Below are 14,557 nucleotides of genomic sequence, written 5' to 3' on the forward strand. Positions count from 1 at the left end.
TCGATGTGGCGCACCAGTGGCTGGATTCTTGTAGGAAGTGCGCTGATCCTGGCGTTGTCATTGGGTGTGCGGCACGGTTTCGGCCTGTTCCTGGCGCCGATGAGCAGCGAATTTGGCTGGGGCCGTGAGACCTTTGCCTTTGCCATCGCCTTGCAGAACCTGATCTGGGGTCTGGCGCAGCCGTTCACCGGCGCGCTGGCCGACCGCTTCGGCGCGACCAAGGCAGTGTTTGTCGGCGGTGTACTGTACGCCGCGGGCCTGGTGCTGATGGGCATGTCGGATTCGGCGTGGTCGTTGTCGCTGAGTGCCGGCCTGTTGATTGGTATCGGCCTGTCCGGCACCTCGTTCTCGGTGATCCTGGGTGTGGTCGGGCGCGCCGTGGCGCCGGAAAAACGCAGCATGGCCATGGGCATTGCCAGCGCTGCCGGCTCGTTCGGCCAGTTCGCCATGGTGCCAGGCACCCTGGGCCTGATCAGTTGGTTGGGCTGGTCGGCAGCGCTGCTGGCGCTGGGCTTGATGGTGGCGTTGATCCTGCCGCTGGTGGCGATGCTCAAGGACCGCCCGCTGCCGGTAGTGGCCGGCCAGCAAACCCTGCGTGAAGCGCTCAAGGAGGCCTGCTCGCACTCGGGTTTCTGGCTGCTGGCCTTCGGCTTTTTCGTCTGCGGTTTCCAGGTGGTATTTATTGGTGTGCACCTGCCGGCCTATCTGGTCGACCAGCACTTGCCGGCCACGGTGGGCACCACGGTGCTGGCACTGATCGGCCTGTTCAATATCTTCGGCACCTACACCGCCGGCTGGCTGGGCGGGCGCATGTCCAAGCCACGCCTGCTGACGGGCCTGTACTTGCTGCGCGCCGTGGTGATCGTGTGGTTCCTGTGGGCACCGGTCACTGAAGTCACGGCTTACCTCTTCGGCATGGCCATGGGCTTTTTGTGGTTGTCCACGGTGCCACTGACCAATGGCACGGTCGCCACGCTGTTTGGGGTGCGCAACCTCTCGATGCTCGGCGGGATCGTATTCCTGTTCCACCAGCTCGGCTCGTTCCTCGGCGGCTGGTTGGGCGGGGTGGTCTATGATCGAACCGGCAACTACGATTTGATCTGGCAGGTAGCAATTCTCTTGAGCCTGCTCGCCGCGGCCCTCAACTGGCCGGTGCGTGAGCGACCAGTGGCGCGCTTGCAGGCGCAGATGGAGGCGGCATGAGTTTCAACGGGTATTGGCTCGTCGGGGCTGGGACGGTGGCACTGCTGTTGCTGCTGGCGTGGTGGGGCTGGCAACGCGGTGGCCTGGCGTTGATGCAACTGGGTATGTCGATCTGTTAAGTTCGTGGTCTGAACTCTTTAAAGGACTTTTCGACATGCAGATGCGCTGGCTTGCAGTTCCCGTGCTGATGGCTGCTTTTGGCGGTGTGGCGATGGCCGCCGATTGCCCACCGTTGCTCGAAGGCCAATTACCCAAGTTGCGCGCCAAGGAATCCATCGACCTGTGCCAGCGCTTTGCCGGCAAGCCCTTGGTGATCGTCAATACTGCGAGTTTCTGTGGGTTTGCCCCGCAATTCAAAGGCCTTGAGGCCTTGTACCAGCGCTACAAGGGTGAAGGGCTGGAGGTCATTGGCGTACCGTCCGATGACTTCAAGCAGGAGGCCAAGACCGGCGAGGAAACCGCCAAGGTCTGCTATGTGAATTACGGCGTGACCTTTACCATGACCGAGCCACAGAAGGTCAAGGGGCCGGACGCGGTGCACTTGTTCAAGGTGCTGGCACAGCAGACCGACGCGCCGCCGAAGTGGAATTTCTACAAATATGTGGTCGATCGCCAGGGCAAGGTGATTGCCAATTTCTCCAGCCTGACCAAGCCGGACAGTCCGGAGCTGATCAAGGCGGTAGAGGAGGCAATCGCTTCTAAGCCCTGATCAGCGGCCACTAAAAAGCCCCGCCTCCTTCGCAGGAGAGCGGGGCTTTTTTATGCGGCGTTGAATCAGAACTTGTACGTTACACCCAAGCCGAAACCGTTGGCGCTGTTTTCGTACTTGGAAGCGTAGGTCTGGCCCAGCGCGTTCTGTTTGTTAACTTTGACAGGCTCTTCCTTCAGGTAGGAATAAGCCAGGTCGACGGTCATGTTGTCCATTACCGCGTAACCCAAGCCGACACTGAAGATGGTCCGGTCACCGGTAGGAATACGCGGCGAACGGTCAGTGTTGTTGGTTGGCGACTGGTCGAATGTCAGGCCGGTACGCAGTACCACTTGCTTGGTGATCTGGTACGAAGTACCCAGGGCGTAGGCCCAGGTGTCGTGCCAGTTCTGTGGCTCGGTGATCTTGCCGACGATCTGAGGCGCCAGGCCGCCACCGTTAGCTGCCGTGACACCTTCGTTGTTGACAGTGATGTCTTTCAGGCGGCTCCAGCGAGTCCAGGTAGCACCGCCATACACCTTCCAGGCATCGCTCAGGTCTTGGGTGACCGAGGCATCCCAGGATTCAGGGGTGTCAACTTTCAGCGAGGCATCGTAACGGGCGCCAATCAGGTAGGGCGCTGGAACTCGCGCTCCTGGCGTGACTTCGGTGTGGCCTTCGAGCTTGTATTTCACTTTCGAGTGGTAAGTCAGACCTACACGAGTGGTGTCGGTGGCTTGCACGAGGATACCGGCGTTGAAGCCGATAGCGGTGTCGTCGCCCTTGACTTTGATTTTGGCGTCGCCGGTGCCAGCCAGGCCTGGAAGTGGCACAAAGCCCAGGTTTGGCTGCGATTCCAGGGTGCCGTCGATACGGTTAATAGTTGGGCCGAAACCGATCGAGACTTTGTCATTGAAGGCGTAGCTGACGGTCGGCTGGAAGGTGATAACCGACACTTCGCTCTTGCTGCCAAACGCACGACCTTGGAAACCACTTTCGTAGTCGGTCTTCAGGCCGAACGGCGCGTAGACACCGAAGCCGATTGCCCACTGGTCATTGAGTTTGTTGGTGTAGAAACCAAAGGGGACTGCGGTGAAAGGCACCATATCGCCTTTGTTACTGCCGCTGGAGCGGCCGCTGGCATCTTTGATATCAGTCGAAGCATCAATCGCTGCAACGCCACCCGTAATCTGCTGGCCTTCAAGGCGAGCCATACCGGCAGGGTTACCATAAACGGTGCTTGCGTTATCGGCAGAAGAAGAGCGACCTGCGAAACCTGTACCCATCCCGGCGACATCTTGTTCGTTAAGGGCGAAGCCGCTTGCGAAGATGCTGGAAGAGGCCATGGCAACGGCGAGGCTAAGTGTGGTCTTGAGCATTACTTTTTTCATTATTAGAACTCCGTGGTGATCACCGCTGCGGAAAGTAACAATAATTTTAAGATCGCGCTATAGGCTGAAATGCAGGAGATAGAGCGGTTTTGTAGGACAATCCGACCAAAATTCGCGATTTTTGGCGAATCTTGCAAAATGCCCGGTCAGCAAACCACGTGATTCATGGGTGAAACACAGGTTTGCCAGGCTTGAGTGAAATCACGCAGCCGTCCTTGTGGATGAAAAATTTCTTTCCAGATACGCGCCATGGCCAAGACATCACCCGGTTCCGGCAGTGCCGGACGGTGCTGTTCCACCAGTAGCCAGGCGATGGCCGTGGCGTAACGCAGGTTGACCGTCAGCTCAAGCTGGGGTGCGCTGAGAAACGCGTGTTGGCTGGCGAGCCCGCGTACCAGGCTGGCGCGTTCCGGGTCCAGCGCCAGGTAGTTGTCCCATAAGGCGCGGTGGCGGGGTTCGGTGATGCTGTACAGGCCGTGGCCGCGGCGGTCGTGCAAGGCGGAGCCGAGCTCCGATTGACTGGCGGCGATGCCCAGCAGCAGGGACTCAGCCGTTTGATCGTGTCGGCCCAGGTACATCAACGTCGGCCGGATCACATAACGACACAATTCGCTGGCGGCGATACCCATACAAGCCTCAATCCGTGGAAGTGGGCGACGGGCCTGAGAAGGGTGGGGGCTTGGCAGCAGTGGATCGGATCTCAGGCGCGTCGCAAGCGGATCATGCCGCTTGAGTTGAAGTGTAGTGTCATATTTGTGATGTAAAGGACTGTTTTTAAAACATCTTCGCTATGCAGTTATAACGGTTATATCTATTTGAACTTAGTGCAAAAGCTCAATGGCCGAATTCCGGGCAATAAAAAACCCTGTTTTTCAGACAGGGTTTTTGGTGTTTCAGCGACTCGGGTCGATCAGGCAACCAGTGCCTGACGGGTACGCTCGATCACGGCCTGCAGCGGTTCTGCGCTGGAGTATTGATCGGGGTACAGGCGTTCGCTGTGACGAGCGATGCCGTGTTCGTTGACCAGGGTGAAGCTGAAGCAGCCTTTGCGAGCGGCCATGATCAGGCAGTTCATTGGAGCAAAAGCGTTGGTGAGGGTGCGAATGGCATCCTGAGTGTGGATAGTCGACATATTATTGGTGTTCCTACAAATGACACGGTTAAGAACCGTGCAACGTTAAAACGTTCCAGTGACGTTGATCACCATTGATCGAACGAAGAACCCGACTGGAACAAAGCAGCCAGTTTGAAGCGCTGATAAGTTAGGCGCGCTTGGGCTGGCAGGTAGGTACTTAGGAGGGCAGGCAACACAACAGGGGCAAAGGTTCTGGGCCCGGGGTGAAGATCCTGATCAATTTGCAGGTTGGTTCGGTCAGAGTATTGAGACTTCGCGACACCCTTTGCTTGTTCAAAGGCAGTGTCGTCGCAAGTGATACCTGGAAACCATCGAGGTGGTCGATCCCGTGTTGTTCAGGGGAGTTGTTCGACCAGAATTGACTTTCAGCTTGGTACTAACGCCGCGGATAGTAACGGATTGAAACAGGGAAGGGAAGTGTGCTAGCCAAAAAACTCCAATCAGGCGCTCAGCAGGCCACGGTAGACCAGCACCGTGATCGCCGCCGCCAGCGAGCAACCCAGGGCATAGGCCGCCAATGTCAGGCGCATGGACCGACCGGTCTCGATCACGTTGATCACATCGCCCATGTCATCGATGCGACCTTCACCCAGTTCGATGCACAGGCACACGGCCGTGAAGGCGGCCGACAGCAGAATGGCAATGGCAAACAAGGCGCCGTCCGGCGACGGCAGGGCCGCGTTGATTCCCAGGGAAAGGGCGCAGATCGCCAGTAACAGCAGCGCGAACAGCAGAATGCCTTTCATCGACCCACCCACTGTTGTGCTGTCGGTCGGGCAGTGTGGCGAGCGCGGAAAGTTTTGAAAAGTCCCGACCTGGCCTGTCGGTAACATTTTTGGCGGCGGTCGCTTCAAAAAACGCCGGCGATATAACCAATGGATGGGTACTTGTGCACATTAGTTGCCGCATGTGTAACCGCGCTGTCAACTGCTTCGCTCGGCCGCCATTTGCCTGCAATGGAAATTTAAGTCAATGAAAAATCTGGCTTTTTTTTATTGGTGAAAAAATCGTCAGTTTGACTGCGGCCCCCATTCCATGGGGCTTTGCGCGAGTTAAAGGGGGGTTGTCCACTGAGTTATCCACAGCTTCTGTGGATTGTCCCGAGCGCTTGCTCTAGAACGGGCGTGCAGGGTTTTTTCAGCTTTACCTGTACGAAAAAAAGAGTAGAGTGGCGCGCCTTCCGTTCTGTCCCACAGTGCTTTATGAAGTTTCGCTCAGTATCACCTTCTGTTACCGATACCCCTCAGACTGTTACCGCACCCAAGCGTTTCTCTATGAAAGTTGCCTTGTGGTTGCTCGACAGTCCACGCCTGGGTCACAACACCAACGTCAAACACTTTGCCGGACGTTTGCTCAAGCAGCCTGCCCGTGAAGGTGTGGTCGCGGCACAGAGCCGCCTGGGCCAATTGATGTGCCGTGAATGCGGCAACGCCCGCGACCGTCGCATTGGCCACGATCTGTTGCGCCTGGCCGCCCGCGCGGGCGACCGCCGCGCCCAACGCGAACTCGGCCAGGTCGAAGACTGAGCTGTCCTCCAGCCCTGTGCTTGGTTAACCTTGCTCTTTTTCGGTAATGGCAGAAATGGCTATGGTTTTTGACTGGACCAGTATCGCCCTGGGCCTAGCGGGTGCCGCAGTGCCTTTATTGGCGGTGTGCTGGCAGATTCAGCGACGACTGACTGCGCGCATGGCCGGTTGGGAGCTGCTCGAAGAGCGCCTGGCCACTGCGCAACTGGCCCAGGAAGGCCTCGCCGCCCAGCTGGATGCCAGTCGCGACGAGATCAGCGACTTGAGCCAGGCCAACGCCGCCAAGCAGGCCGACCTGGCCGCCGTCCGCCGCGAAGTCGAGCTGCTGCAGATCGACCGCGACAACGCTCGCGATGCGGCCCACGCCTGGAACCTCGACCGCAGCGCCAAGGAAACCGAATTGCGTCGCCTCGATGCGCTGGCAGCGGCCTTGCGCGCCGAACTGCGCGAGCAACAGGACAGCCATCAGCAGCGCCTCGCCGACCTTCAGGGCTCACGCGACGAGCTGCGTGCGCAGTTCGCCGAGCTGGCCGGCAAGATCTTCGATGAACGCGAGCAGCGCTTTGCCGAAACCAGCCAGGAGCGCCTGGGCCAATTGCTCGACCCGCTCAAGGAGCGCATCCAGTCGTTCGAAAAACGCGTGGAAGAAAGCTATCAGAACGAGGCGCGCGAGCGCTTTTCCCTGGCCAAGGAGCTTGAGCGCCTGCAGCAATTGAACCTGCGTCTGTCAGACGAAGCCACCAACCTGACCCGCGCACTCAAGGGCCAGAAAACCCAGGGCAACTGGGGCGAACTGATCCTTGAGCGGGTGCTGGAGCACGCCGGCCTGGAGAAGGGCCGCGAGTACCAGACCCAGGTCAGTCTCAAGGGCCCGGATGGCGAGCGTTTCCAGCCTGATGTACTGATCATGTTGCCCGGTGACAAGCAGGTGGTGGTCGATTCCAAGGTCAGCCTGACCGCGTATCAGCAATTCGTCGCCGCCGATGATGAAGTGATCGGCCAGGCAGCGCTGAAGCAGCACGTGCTGTCGCTGCGCAATCATGTCAAAGGCTTGGCCAGCAAGGATTACAAACGCCTGGAGGGCCTGCACAGCCTGGACTTTGTCCTGCTGTTCGTGCCCATCGAAGCGGCATTTTCGGCGGCGCTGCAGGCCGAACCCAACCTGTTCCAGGAAGCTTTCGACCGGCATATCGTCATCGTCAGCCCGACGACGTTGCTCGCCACCCTGCGGGTGATCGACAGCCTGTGGAAGCAGGAACGCCAAAGCCAGAATGCCCGGGAGATCGCCGAGCGTGCGGGATGGCTGTACGACAAGTTTGTACTGTTTATCCAGGACCTGGATGAAGTGGGCAACCGTCTGCAGCAGTTGGACAAGGCTTACAGTGCTGCGCGGAACAAGCTGACAGATGGACGCGGAAACCTGGTCAGCCGCACCGAGCAATTAAGACTGCTCGGTGCGCGTGCCAGTAAAAGCTTGCCGGCCGATCTGCTGGAGCGGGCGATGACCGACTCCGACGGTGTGGCGCACCTGCCCGAGTGATTGCTGGCGATGGCGTCGGTAAAATCGGCGCCACGCTGGAGGCCCGCTTCGCCGGCAAGCCGGCTCCTACAGGGGACCGAGTCGGGCCGGTTACAGCGGTAGGTGCCGGCTCAGCAGCGCGCGCAACGCCGCAGGCTTGACCGGCTTGGCCAGGTAATCCAACCCTGCCGCATGCACCTGGGCGACCATCTCCGGGCGGCCATCGGCGCTGATCACCACGCCTGGAATCGGCTCCGCCAGTTGCGCTCGCAGCCATCCCATCAGTTCGGTGCCGGTTTCGCCATGGTCGAGGTGGTAGTCCACCAAGGCCAGTTGCGGGCGCACGCCCTCGGCGAGCAGCGCTGCGCATTGTGCCTGGTCGGTGGCGGTCCACACCTCGCAGCCCCAGCGCGTCAGCAGGCTGCGCATGCCGATCAGGATGCTTTCTTCATTATCCACGCACAGTACCTGCGCGCCGCTCAGCGGCAGGCCGTTTTCCGGCGCAGCCTTGATCTGCGGGCTGGCCTGGTTGCGCGCCAGCGGCACGCGCACACTGAACACGCTGCCCTTGCCTGGCCAGGAGCGCACGCTCAATCGGTGATCGAGCACCCGGCACAGGCCGTCGGCGATCGCCAGGCCCAGCCCCAGGCCTTTTTCAGCACGGGTCTGGTGGCTGTCCAGGCGTTTGAATTCTTCGAAGATCACTTTCTGTTTGTCCAGCGGGATGCCGGGCCCTCGGTCCCACACTTCCAGGCACAGTTCGCCCTTGCGACGGCGAACGCCAAGCAGCACCGGGCCGTCGGCATAGCGGAAAGCGTTGGTCAGGAAATTCTGCAAAATCCGCCGCAGCAACTTGATATCACTGTCCACCCGCAATCGGCTGCCACGCAGTCGGAAGCGCAAGCCCTGCTCGTGGGCCAGCGCCTTGAATTCGGCGCCGAGGGTATCGAACAGCTCGTTGAGCACGAACGGCTGGCGTTGTGGATTGATCTTGCCGTTTTCCAGGCGCGAGATATCCAGCAAATCGCTGATCAAGTCTTCGGCGGAGCGCAGCGAACTGTCCAGGTGTTGCACCAGTTGCCGCGCTTCACTCGACAGGCCGTCGTGCTGGTGGGAGAGGGCGGCGGAGAACAGGCGCGCGGCGTTCAACGGCTGCATCAAGTCATGACTGACGGCGGCAAGAAAGCGTGTCTTCGACTGGCTGGCAGACTCGGCCACACCCTTGGCGTCGGTGAGCGCCACATTCAGTTGCGACAGCTCATGGGTACGCTCGGTGACCCGTTGCTCCAGGCCCTCGTTGGCTTCAGTGAGGGCCTGTTCGGCTTCGCGGAACGCAGTAATGTCGGTAAAACTCATGACGAAACCGCCACCGGGCATCGGGTTGCCAATCAGCTCGATCACCCGCCCGTTCGGGAACAAGCGTTCGGACGTGTGCGCGCGGCCCTGGCGCATCCAGTGCAGACGGCGCGCCACATGCACCTCGGCCTCGCCTGGGCCACACAAGCCGCGCTCGGCGTTGTAGCGGATGATGTCGGCAATCGGCCGCCCCACGCTGATCAGCCCGTCCGGGTAGTTGAACAGCTCCAGGTAGCGGCGGTTCCAGGCCACCAGCTTGAGGGACTGGTCCACCACGCTGATGCCCTGGGTGATGTTCTCGATGGCGCCCTGCAGCAGTGCCCGGTTGAATTGCAGCACTTCGGAGGCTTCGTCGGCGATCCGTACCACGTCCTCCAGTTGCATTTCGCGCCCTTCGATGGCGGCTTTCACCACCGCCCGCGTCGACGATGCACCGAGTACACCTGCCAGCAATCGCTCGGTGTGAGCGATCCAGTCGTTGTCGGCATTCTGGTTGGGGTTGAAGCCTTTGCCCTGCCGGTAGGCAAAGCGGATAAAGCTCTGCTGGGCCCGCTCATCCCCGACGAAGCGCGCGGCCAAACTGAGCAGGTCGCTGATTTGTACCGAGAGCATCGAACGGGCGCTGGCGCGTTGGCTGATTTCCTGGCCAATGAAGCGTCCGGCCTGCCAGTGTTCCGATACGCGCGTGCGCGACAGCATCGACACCCACACAAACAGCGTGAAGTTACCCGCCAGCGAGAACACGGTGCCCAAGGTCAATGACGTCACGGACAAACCCAGCGGGTGCGAATGCATCCACGTCAGCCCAGGGAAAAGGCTGAGGGACCAGCCCAGGCTTTTCGCCGTCACCGGTAGGACCAGGGTGTAGAACCACAGGAAGGTGCCCGCCGCCAATCCGGCAAATACGCCGCGCCGGTTCGCCTGTTTCCAATACAGCGCACCGAGCATCGCCGGCGCCAATTGGGTCACGGCGGCAAAGGCGATCTGGCCGATGGTCGCCAGGCTGGCACTCGAGCCGAGCAAGCGGTAGCTGACATACGCCAGCAGCAGGATGATCACGATGCTGACCCGGCGCACCGACAGCATCCAGTGGCGGAACACTTCGAACGGCCGCTCGGCACTGGAGCGACGCAGCAACCACGGCAGCAGCATGTCGTTGGAGACCATGGTCGACAGCGCGATGCTCGCCACGATCACCATGCCGGTGGCCGCCGACGCACCGCCGATAAACGCCAGTACGGCGAGGGCCGGATGGGCTTCGGCGAGTGGCAGGCTGATGACATAGGAGTCCGGCATCACCGAGCCGGGCAGCATCATTTTGCCGCCGAGGGCGATAGGGATCACAAACAGGGCGGCGAGGATCAGGTAGGCCGGGAACACCCATTTGGCCAGGCGCAGGTCCTGCGGGTCGATATTCTCGACCACGGTGACGTGGAATTGCCGCGGCAAGCAGATGATCGCCATCATCGCCACGCCGGTCTGTACCACCATCGATGGCCAGTTGACGGTTTCTTTCCAGTATTCCTCCAGCCTCGGCGCGAGCATGGCCTGGCTGAACAAGTCGCCGAAACCGTCGTACAGGCCGTAGGTCACGAACGCGCCGACGGCGAGAAACGCGAACAGCTTGACCAGCGATTCAAAGGCAATCGCCAGCACCATGCCACGGTGGTGCTCCGTGGCGTCGAGGTTGCGCGTACCGAAGACGATGGTGAACAGCGCGAGCACCAGCGACACGATCAGTGCCGTGTCCTGGGCGCGGGTGCCCGTGGTGTCGGCACCCGCACCGATCAGCAGGTTGACGCCCAGCACGATGCCTTTGAGTTGCAGGGCGATATAGGGTAGCACGCCAACCAGGCAGATCAGTGCCACGACCACGGCCAGCGATTGGGATTTCCCGTAGCGTGCGGCGATAAAGTCGGCGATCGAGGTAATGTTTTCCTGCTTGCTGATCAGAATCATCTTCTGCAGCACCCAGGGTGCCAGCACCAGCAGCAGCACGGGTCCCAGGTAGATCGGTAAAAACGCCCACAACTGTTCGGCGGCCTGGCCTACGGCGCCGAAGAACGTCCAGCTGGTGCAGTAGACCGCCAGCGACAGGCTATACACCCACGCGCGCATGCGCGGTGGCAGCGGCGCACGGCGGCGGTCACCGTAGAAGGCGATGGCAAACATAATGGCCATATAGGCCAGGGCAACGGCGGCGATCAGCCCGCTGGACAGCGTCATGGTAACTCCGAGCATAAGAACACCCAGGCATTCCAGGCCCGGTTGGACAGTCTCGCATGATGCCTGGGGTTAGTCAGTGTCGACCAAGGTCGTGTGGGCGCTAATGTCGCAGGCAGTGATCAACGTGGCGGCAGGGTTTTCTGGCGCAGGATGTAGATCGTCACCAGCACGGCGCTGGTCAGCATGAAACCACGGGCCCACGGCAGCGGTACCAGGTAGCAGGAGACACCGATGCTCAGCCACATCAAGCCAATGGCGTAGACCTTGCCTTTGAGCGGGATGCCATTGCCGTCCAGGTAGTCCTTGATCCACGGACCCAGGCGCGGGTGTTCCACCAGCCAGTGGTAGAAACGCGGGGAGCTTCGGGCGAAGCAGGCGGCGGCGAGCAGCAGGAAGGGCGTGGTCGGCAGCACCGGCAGGAAGATGCCGATGACGCCCAACGCTACGCTGAGCCAGCCGATGGCCAGCAGCAGGTAGCGCAGGAGCAGCGAGCGATTGCCCATGGGTGTCACGGGCAACTGACTCAGTGGTGACGTGGCTTGAGGATCGCCGGTTTTTCGTCAGGGGCGTTGCACAGCAGGTACAGCGCGGTCAGTGCTTCGGGGATCTGTACGATCATGTCGTCCATCAGGTTGGCGTCGGCGGCGATGTCGGAGAATTCCGGCTGATCGTCGAACAGGCCCGAACCGACCATGATCGGCAGCAGCATTTCGCTGACTTCTTCCTCGGCGGTTTCGAACCAGGCGGCTTCGCGCAGGAACACACCTTCCATGAAACCGATGCACCAGCCGCGCAGGTCGGAGTCATCCGGCTCTTCGCCCAGGTCCAGGTCGCACGGCAACTCGAATTCCTCGTCGGAGGCCAACTGGCGACCGATATGGGCCTTGAGGGCGAGCAGGGTCGATTCGATTTCTTCACGCTGGGCCGCGTCGGTGTAGTGCGGCTCTTCGGCGAACAAGGCGTCGATCCACTCACGGTCCGGCACGGCCTCGGAGCAGATGGACAGGGCGGTCAGGTAGCCGTGGGCGGCCACGTAGTCCAGCGCCTCGTCATGCAGCTCATCGGCGTCGAGGAAGGCTTGCAGGCGGGTTAGTTGCTCAGCGAAGGACATTGAAGGGCTACCTTGGGAATAAACGATGCTGAATTCTAGGCTTTCTTGAGCGCCCAGGCCAGCTGCAAGGCATATTTGCCGGGTTTTAGAGACGGGCGTCTATTCGTCAGTCGCGCCCTTTGCCGAGTGTCGCTCGGGTATACTGCCGCGTTTTGTGATGCCCCTGCAGGTTAGGCGCCCGTCCGCGAAAACTTCGCTTACGGATTATTCTCCGTGAAAACGTATTTTTTCGGCCAGCCTGTACAGAGGGATTTCGGCACTATTTGGAGTTTTACATGCTCGAGCAGGCTCAACGCGTCCTCAAGGACATCTTCGGCTACGACAGTTTTCGTGGCCGCCAGGGTGCGATCATTGAGCGCGTGGCCAGTGGCGGTGACGCGCTGGTCCTGATGCCTACCGGCGGCGGCAAATCGTTGTGCTTCCAGGTACCGGCGCTGTTGCGCAACGGCCTGGCCGTGGTGGTGTCGCCGCTGATCGCGTTGATGGACGACCAGGTGGCGACCCTCGAAGAACTTGGCGTCGCCGCCGCCTCCCTGAACTCCACCCTCAGCGCCGAGCAGCAGCGCGACCTGGCCGCCCGCATCAAGCGTGGTGAAGTCAAGATGCTCTACCTGGCCCCCGAGCGCCTGGTGCAGCCGCGCATGCTGGCGTTTTTGCAGAGCCTGGAAATCGCGCTGTTTGCCATCGATGAAGCCCACTGCGTGTCGCAATGGGGGCATGATTTCCGTCGCGAGTATCTGCAGCTGGGCCAATTGGCGGAGCTGTTTCCTGACGTGCCGCGCATCGCCCTGACCGCCACCGCCGACAAGCGCACCCGCGAAGAGATCGTCGAGCGCCTGCATTTGCAGAATGCCGAGCGCTTCCTCTCGAGCTTCGACCGCCCGAACATCTTCTACCGCATCGTACCCAAGGAGCAGCCGCGCAAGCAGTTGCTGGCGTTCCTCTCCGAGCGGCGCAGCGATGCGGGCATCGTGTACTGCCTGTCGCGCAAGAAGGTCGATGAGGTCGCCGCGTTCCTCTGCGAACAAGGCTACCCGGCGCTGCCCTATCACGCCGGCCTGCCGAATGATTTGCGTGCCTACCACCAGAAGCGCTTCCTCAACGAGGAAGGCCTGATCATGGTGGCGACCATCGCGTTCGGCATGGGCATCGATAAATCCAACGTGCGCTTCGTGGCACACATGGATCTGCCCAAGTCCCTCGAGGCGTATTACCAGGAAACCGGACGTGCCGGCCGTGATGGCCTGCCGGCCGATGCCTGGATGGTCTATGGCCTGCAAGATGTGGTGATGCTCAAGCAGATGCTGCAGAACTCCGAAGGCGATGAGCGCCACAAGCGCCTGGAGCAGCACAAGCTCGACGCCATGCTCTCGCTGTGTGAAGAAACCCGCTGCCGTCGCCAGACGCTGCTGGCGTACTTCGACGAGGATATGCCCGAGCCGTGCGGCCACTGCGACAACTGCGTCGACGGCGTGCAGACCTGGGACGCCACCGAGCCTGCGCGCCAGGCGTTGTCGGCGATCTACCGCACCGGCCAACGCTACGGCGTCGGTCACCTGGTGGATGTGCTGCTGGGCAAGGACAACGAAAAGGTGCGCAGCTTCGGCCACGAGAAACTGTCGGTCTACGGCGTCGGCAAGGCCCGCGCCGAGGGCGAGTGGCGCTCGCTGTTCCGGCAGATGGTCGCGCGCGGCCTGGTGGATATCGACCTGGAAGGCTATGGCGGGCTGCGCCTCAACGACAGTTGCCGGCCATTGCTCAAGGGCGAAGTGAGCCTGGAGCTGCGACGCGACCTCAAGCCGCAGACCACCGCCAAGAGCAGTACCAGCCAGGCCAGCCAACTGGTGCGCGGCGAAGAGCGCGAGCAGTGGGAAGCCTTGCGCACCCTGCGGCGCAAACTGGCACAGGAACACAGTGTGCCGCCGTACGTTATTTTCCCCGACTCGACCCTGCTGGAAATGCTGCGCGAGCAGCCGACCACGATGGCCGAAATGGCGCGGGTCAGCGGTGTCGGCGCGCGCAAGCTGGAGCGTTACGGCCAGGCCTTCCTCGAAGTGCTCGGCGGCCAGGCCGAAGCCCCCAAGGAAGTTGCCGATATTCGCCACGAACTGATCAGCCTGGCGCGCGCCGGGATGACTCCGATCCAGATCGCCGGCCAGCTGCAATGCTCGGAAAAAAATGTGTACACCTTGCTGGCCGAGTCCATCGGCAAGCAACAGTTGTCGCTGGAGCAGGCGCTGGATTTGCCGGAGGATCTGCTCGGTGAAATCCAGGATGCCTTCCTCGACGGAGAAGGCGAATTGCCACCGGTTGCCGAGATCGCGCCGCTGTTTACCGGGCGTGTTCCGGAGGGCGTTTTGTACTGCGTACGCGCTGCTTTGCAGTCTGAATTCGAAATTTAG

General features: G+C 60.9%; 13 protein-coding genes. 6 read left to right on the forward strand and 7 right to left on the reverse strand.

Annotated elements, in window-relative coordinates:
• Window positions 1-3: 3 nt before the first annotated feature.
• The 3 genes from AC07OJ_RS16620 to AC07OJ_RS16630 are packed head-to-tail and all read left to right on the forward strand — an operon-like array spanning window position 4 to window position 1,912.
• Window positions 4-1,203: an MFS transporter gene (locus AC07OJ_RS16620; RefSeq protein ID WP_162946160.1), complete on the forward strand. Its 1,200-nt coding sequence runs from the start codon at window positions 4-6 to the stop codon at window positions 1,201-1,203.
• Window positions 1,200-1,322, forward strand: a complete 123-nt coding sequence (locus AC07OJ_RS16625; RefSeq protein WP_256595067.1) for a hypothetical protein — start codon at window positions 1,200-1,202, stop codon at window positions 1,320-1,322. Before AC07OJ_RS16620 ends, AC07OJ_RS16625 begins: the two co-directional genes overlap by 4 nt.
• A gap of 35 nt (window positions 1,323-1,357) precedes the next feature.
• Window positions 1,358-1,912 carry a glutathione peroxidase gene (locus AC07OJ_RS16630; RefSeq protein WP_495094833.1) on the forward strand — a complete coding sequence of 185 codons (555 nt, stop codon included), beginning with the start codon at window positions 1,358-1,360 and terminating at the stop codon, window positions 1,910-1,912.
• A 65-nt stretch (window positions 1,913-1,977) separates the two neighbouring features.
• Here AC07OJ_RS16630 and AC07OJ_RS16635 read toward each other — a convergent pair whose 3' ends face one another.
• The 4 genes from AC07OJ_RS16635 to AC07OJ_RS16650 form a co-directional block, all read right to left on the reverse strand.
• Window positions 1,978-3,282 (reverse strand): OmpP1/FadL family transporter, encoded by a 1,305-nt coding sequence (locus AC07OJ_RS16635; protein WP_495094834.1) that lies wholly within the window; start codon window positions 3,280-3,282, stop codon window positions 1,978-1,980.
• A 146-nt stretch (window positions 3,283-3,428) separates the two neighbouring features.
• Entirely contained in the window at window positions 3,429-3,911 is a 483-nt protein-coding gene (locus AC07OJ_RS16640) for a hypothetical protein (protein ID WP_065909741.1), read from the reverse strand.
• A 281-nt stretch (window positions 3,912-4,192) separates the two neighbouring features.
• Complete coding sequence (locus AC07OJ_RS16645) at window positions 4,193-4,414, reverse strand: hypothetical protein (protein ID WP_024076751.1); 222 nt, start codon at window positions 4,412-4,414, stop codon at window positions 4,193-4,195.
• A 443-nt stretch (window positions 4,415-4,857) separates the two neighbouring features.
• Window positions 4,858-5,163: a hypothetical protein gene (locus tag AC07OJ_RS16650; protein WP_065909743.1), complete on the reverse strand. Its 306-nt coding sequence runs from the start codon at window positions 5,161-5,163 to the stop codon at window positions 4,858-4,860.
• A 456-nt stretch (window positions 5,164-5,619) separates the two neighbouring features.
• On the opposite strand from AC07OJ_RS16650, the gene AC07OJ_RS16655 reads away from it, so the two are divergent.
• Window positions 5,620-5,943, forward strand: a complete 324-nt coding sequence (locus AC07OJ_RS16655; protein ID WP_065909744.1) for an SEL1-like repeat protein — start codon at window positions 5,620-5,622, stop codon at window positions 5,941-5,943.
• A gap of 175 nt (window positions 5,944-6,118) precedes the next feature.
• Window positions 6,119-7,483 (forward strand): DNA recombination protein RmuC, encoded by a 1,365-nt coding sequence (locus AC07OJ_RS16660; protein ID WP_495094933.1) that lies wholly within the window; start codon window positions 6,119-6,121, stop codon window positions 7,481-7,483.
• Between the two features lie 90 nt (window positions 7,484-7,573).
• Here AC07OJ_RS16660 and AC07OJ_RS16665 read toward each other — a convergent pair whose 3' ends face one another.
• The 3 genes from AC07OJ_RS16665 to AC07OJ_RS16675 form a co-directional block, all read right to left on the reverse strand.
• A complete protein-coding gene (locus AC07OJ_RS16665) occupies window positions 7,574-11,044 on the reverse strand; it encodes a hybrid sensor histidine kinase/response regulator (protein ID WP_213553269.1) in 3,471 nt (1,156 codons plus the stop codon).
• Window positions 11,045-11,163: 119 nt separating this feature from the next.
• Window positions 11,164-11,547 (reverse strand): YbaN family protein, encoded by a 384-nt coding sequence (locus AC07OJ_RS16670; RefSeq protein ID WP_065909749.1) that lies wholly within the window; start codon window positions 11,545-11,547, stop codon window positions 11,164-11,166.
• A gap of 20 nt (window positions 11,548-11,567) precedes the next feature.
• Window positions 11,568-12,155, reverse strand: a complete 588-nt coding sequence (locus tag AC07OJ_RS16675) for a UPF0149 family protein (protein ID WP_065909751.1) — start codon at window positions 12,153-12,155, stop codon at window positions 11,568-11,570.
• A 275-nt stretch (window positions 12,156-12,430) separates the two neighbouring features.
• Between AC07OJ_RS16675 and recQ the strand changes: the two genes are divergently transcribed.
• The gene (recQ, locus tag AC07OJ_RS16680) at window positions 12,431-14,557 is read left to right on the forward strand and encodes a DNA helicase RecQ (RefSeq protein ID WP_065909753.1); all 2,127 of its coding nucleotides are present in this window, start codon (window positions 12,431-12,433) and stop codon (window positions 14,555-14,557) included.

Source organism: Pseudomonas sp. GW821-FHT09C08 (genome assembly GCF_059418125.1).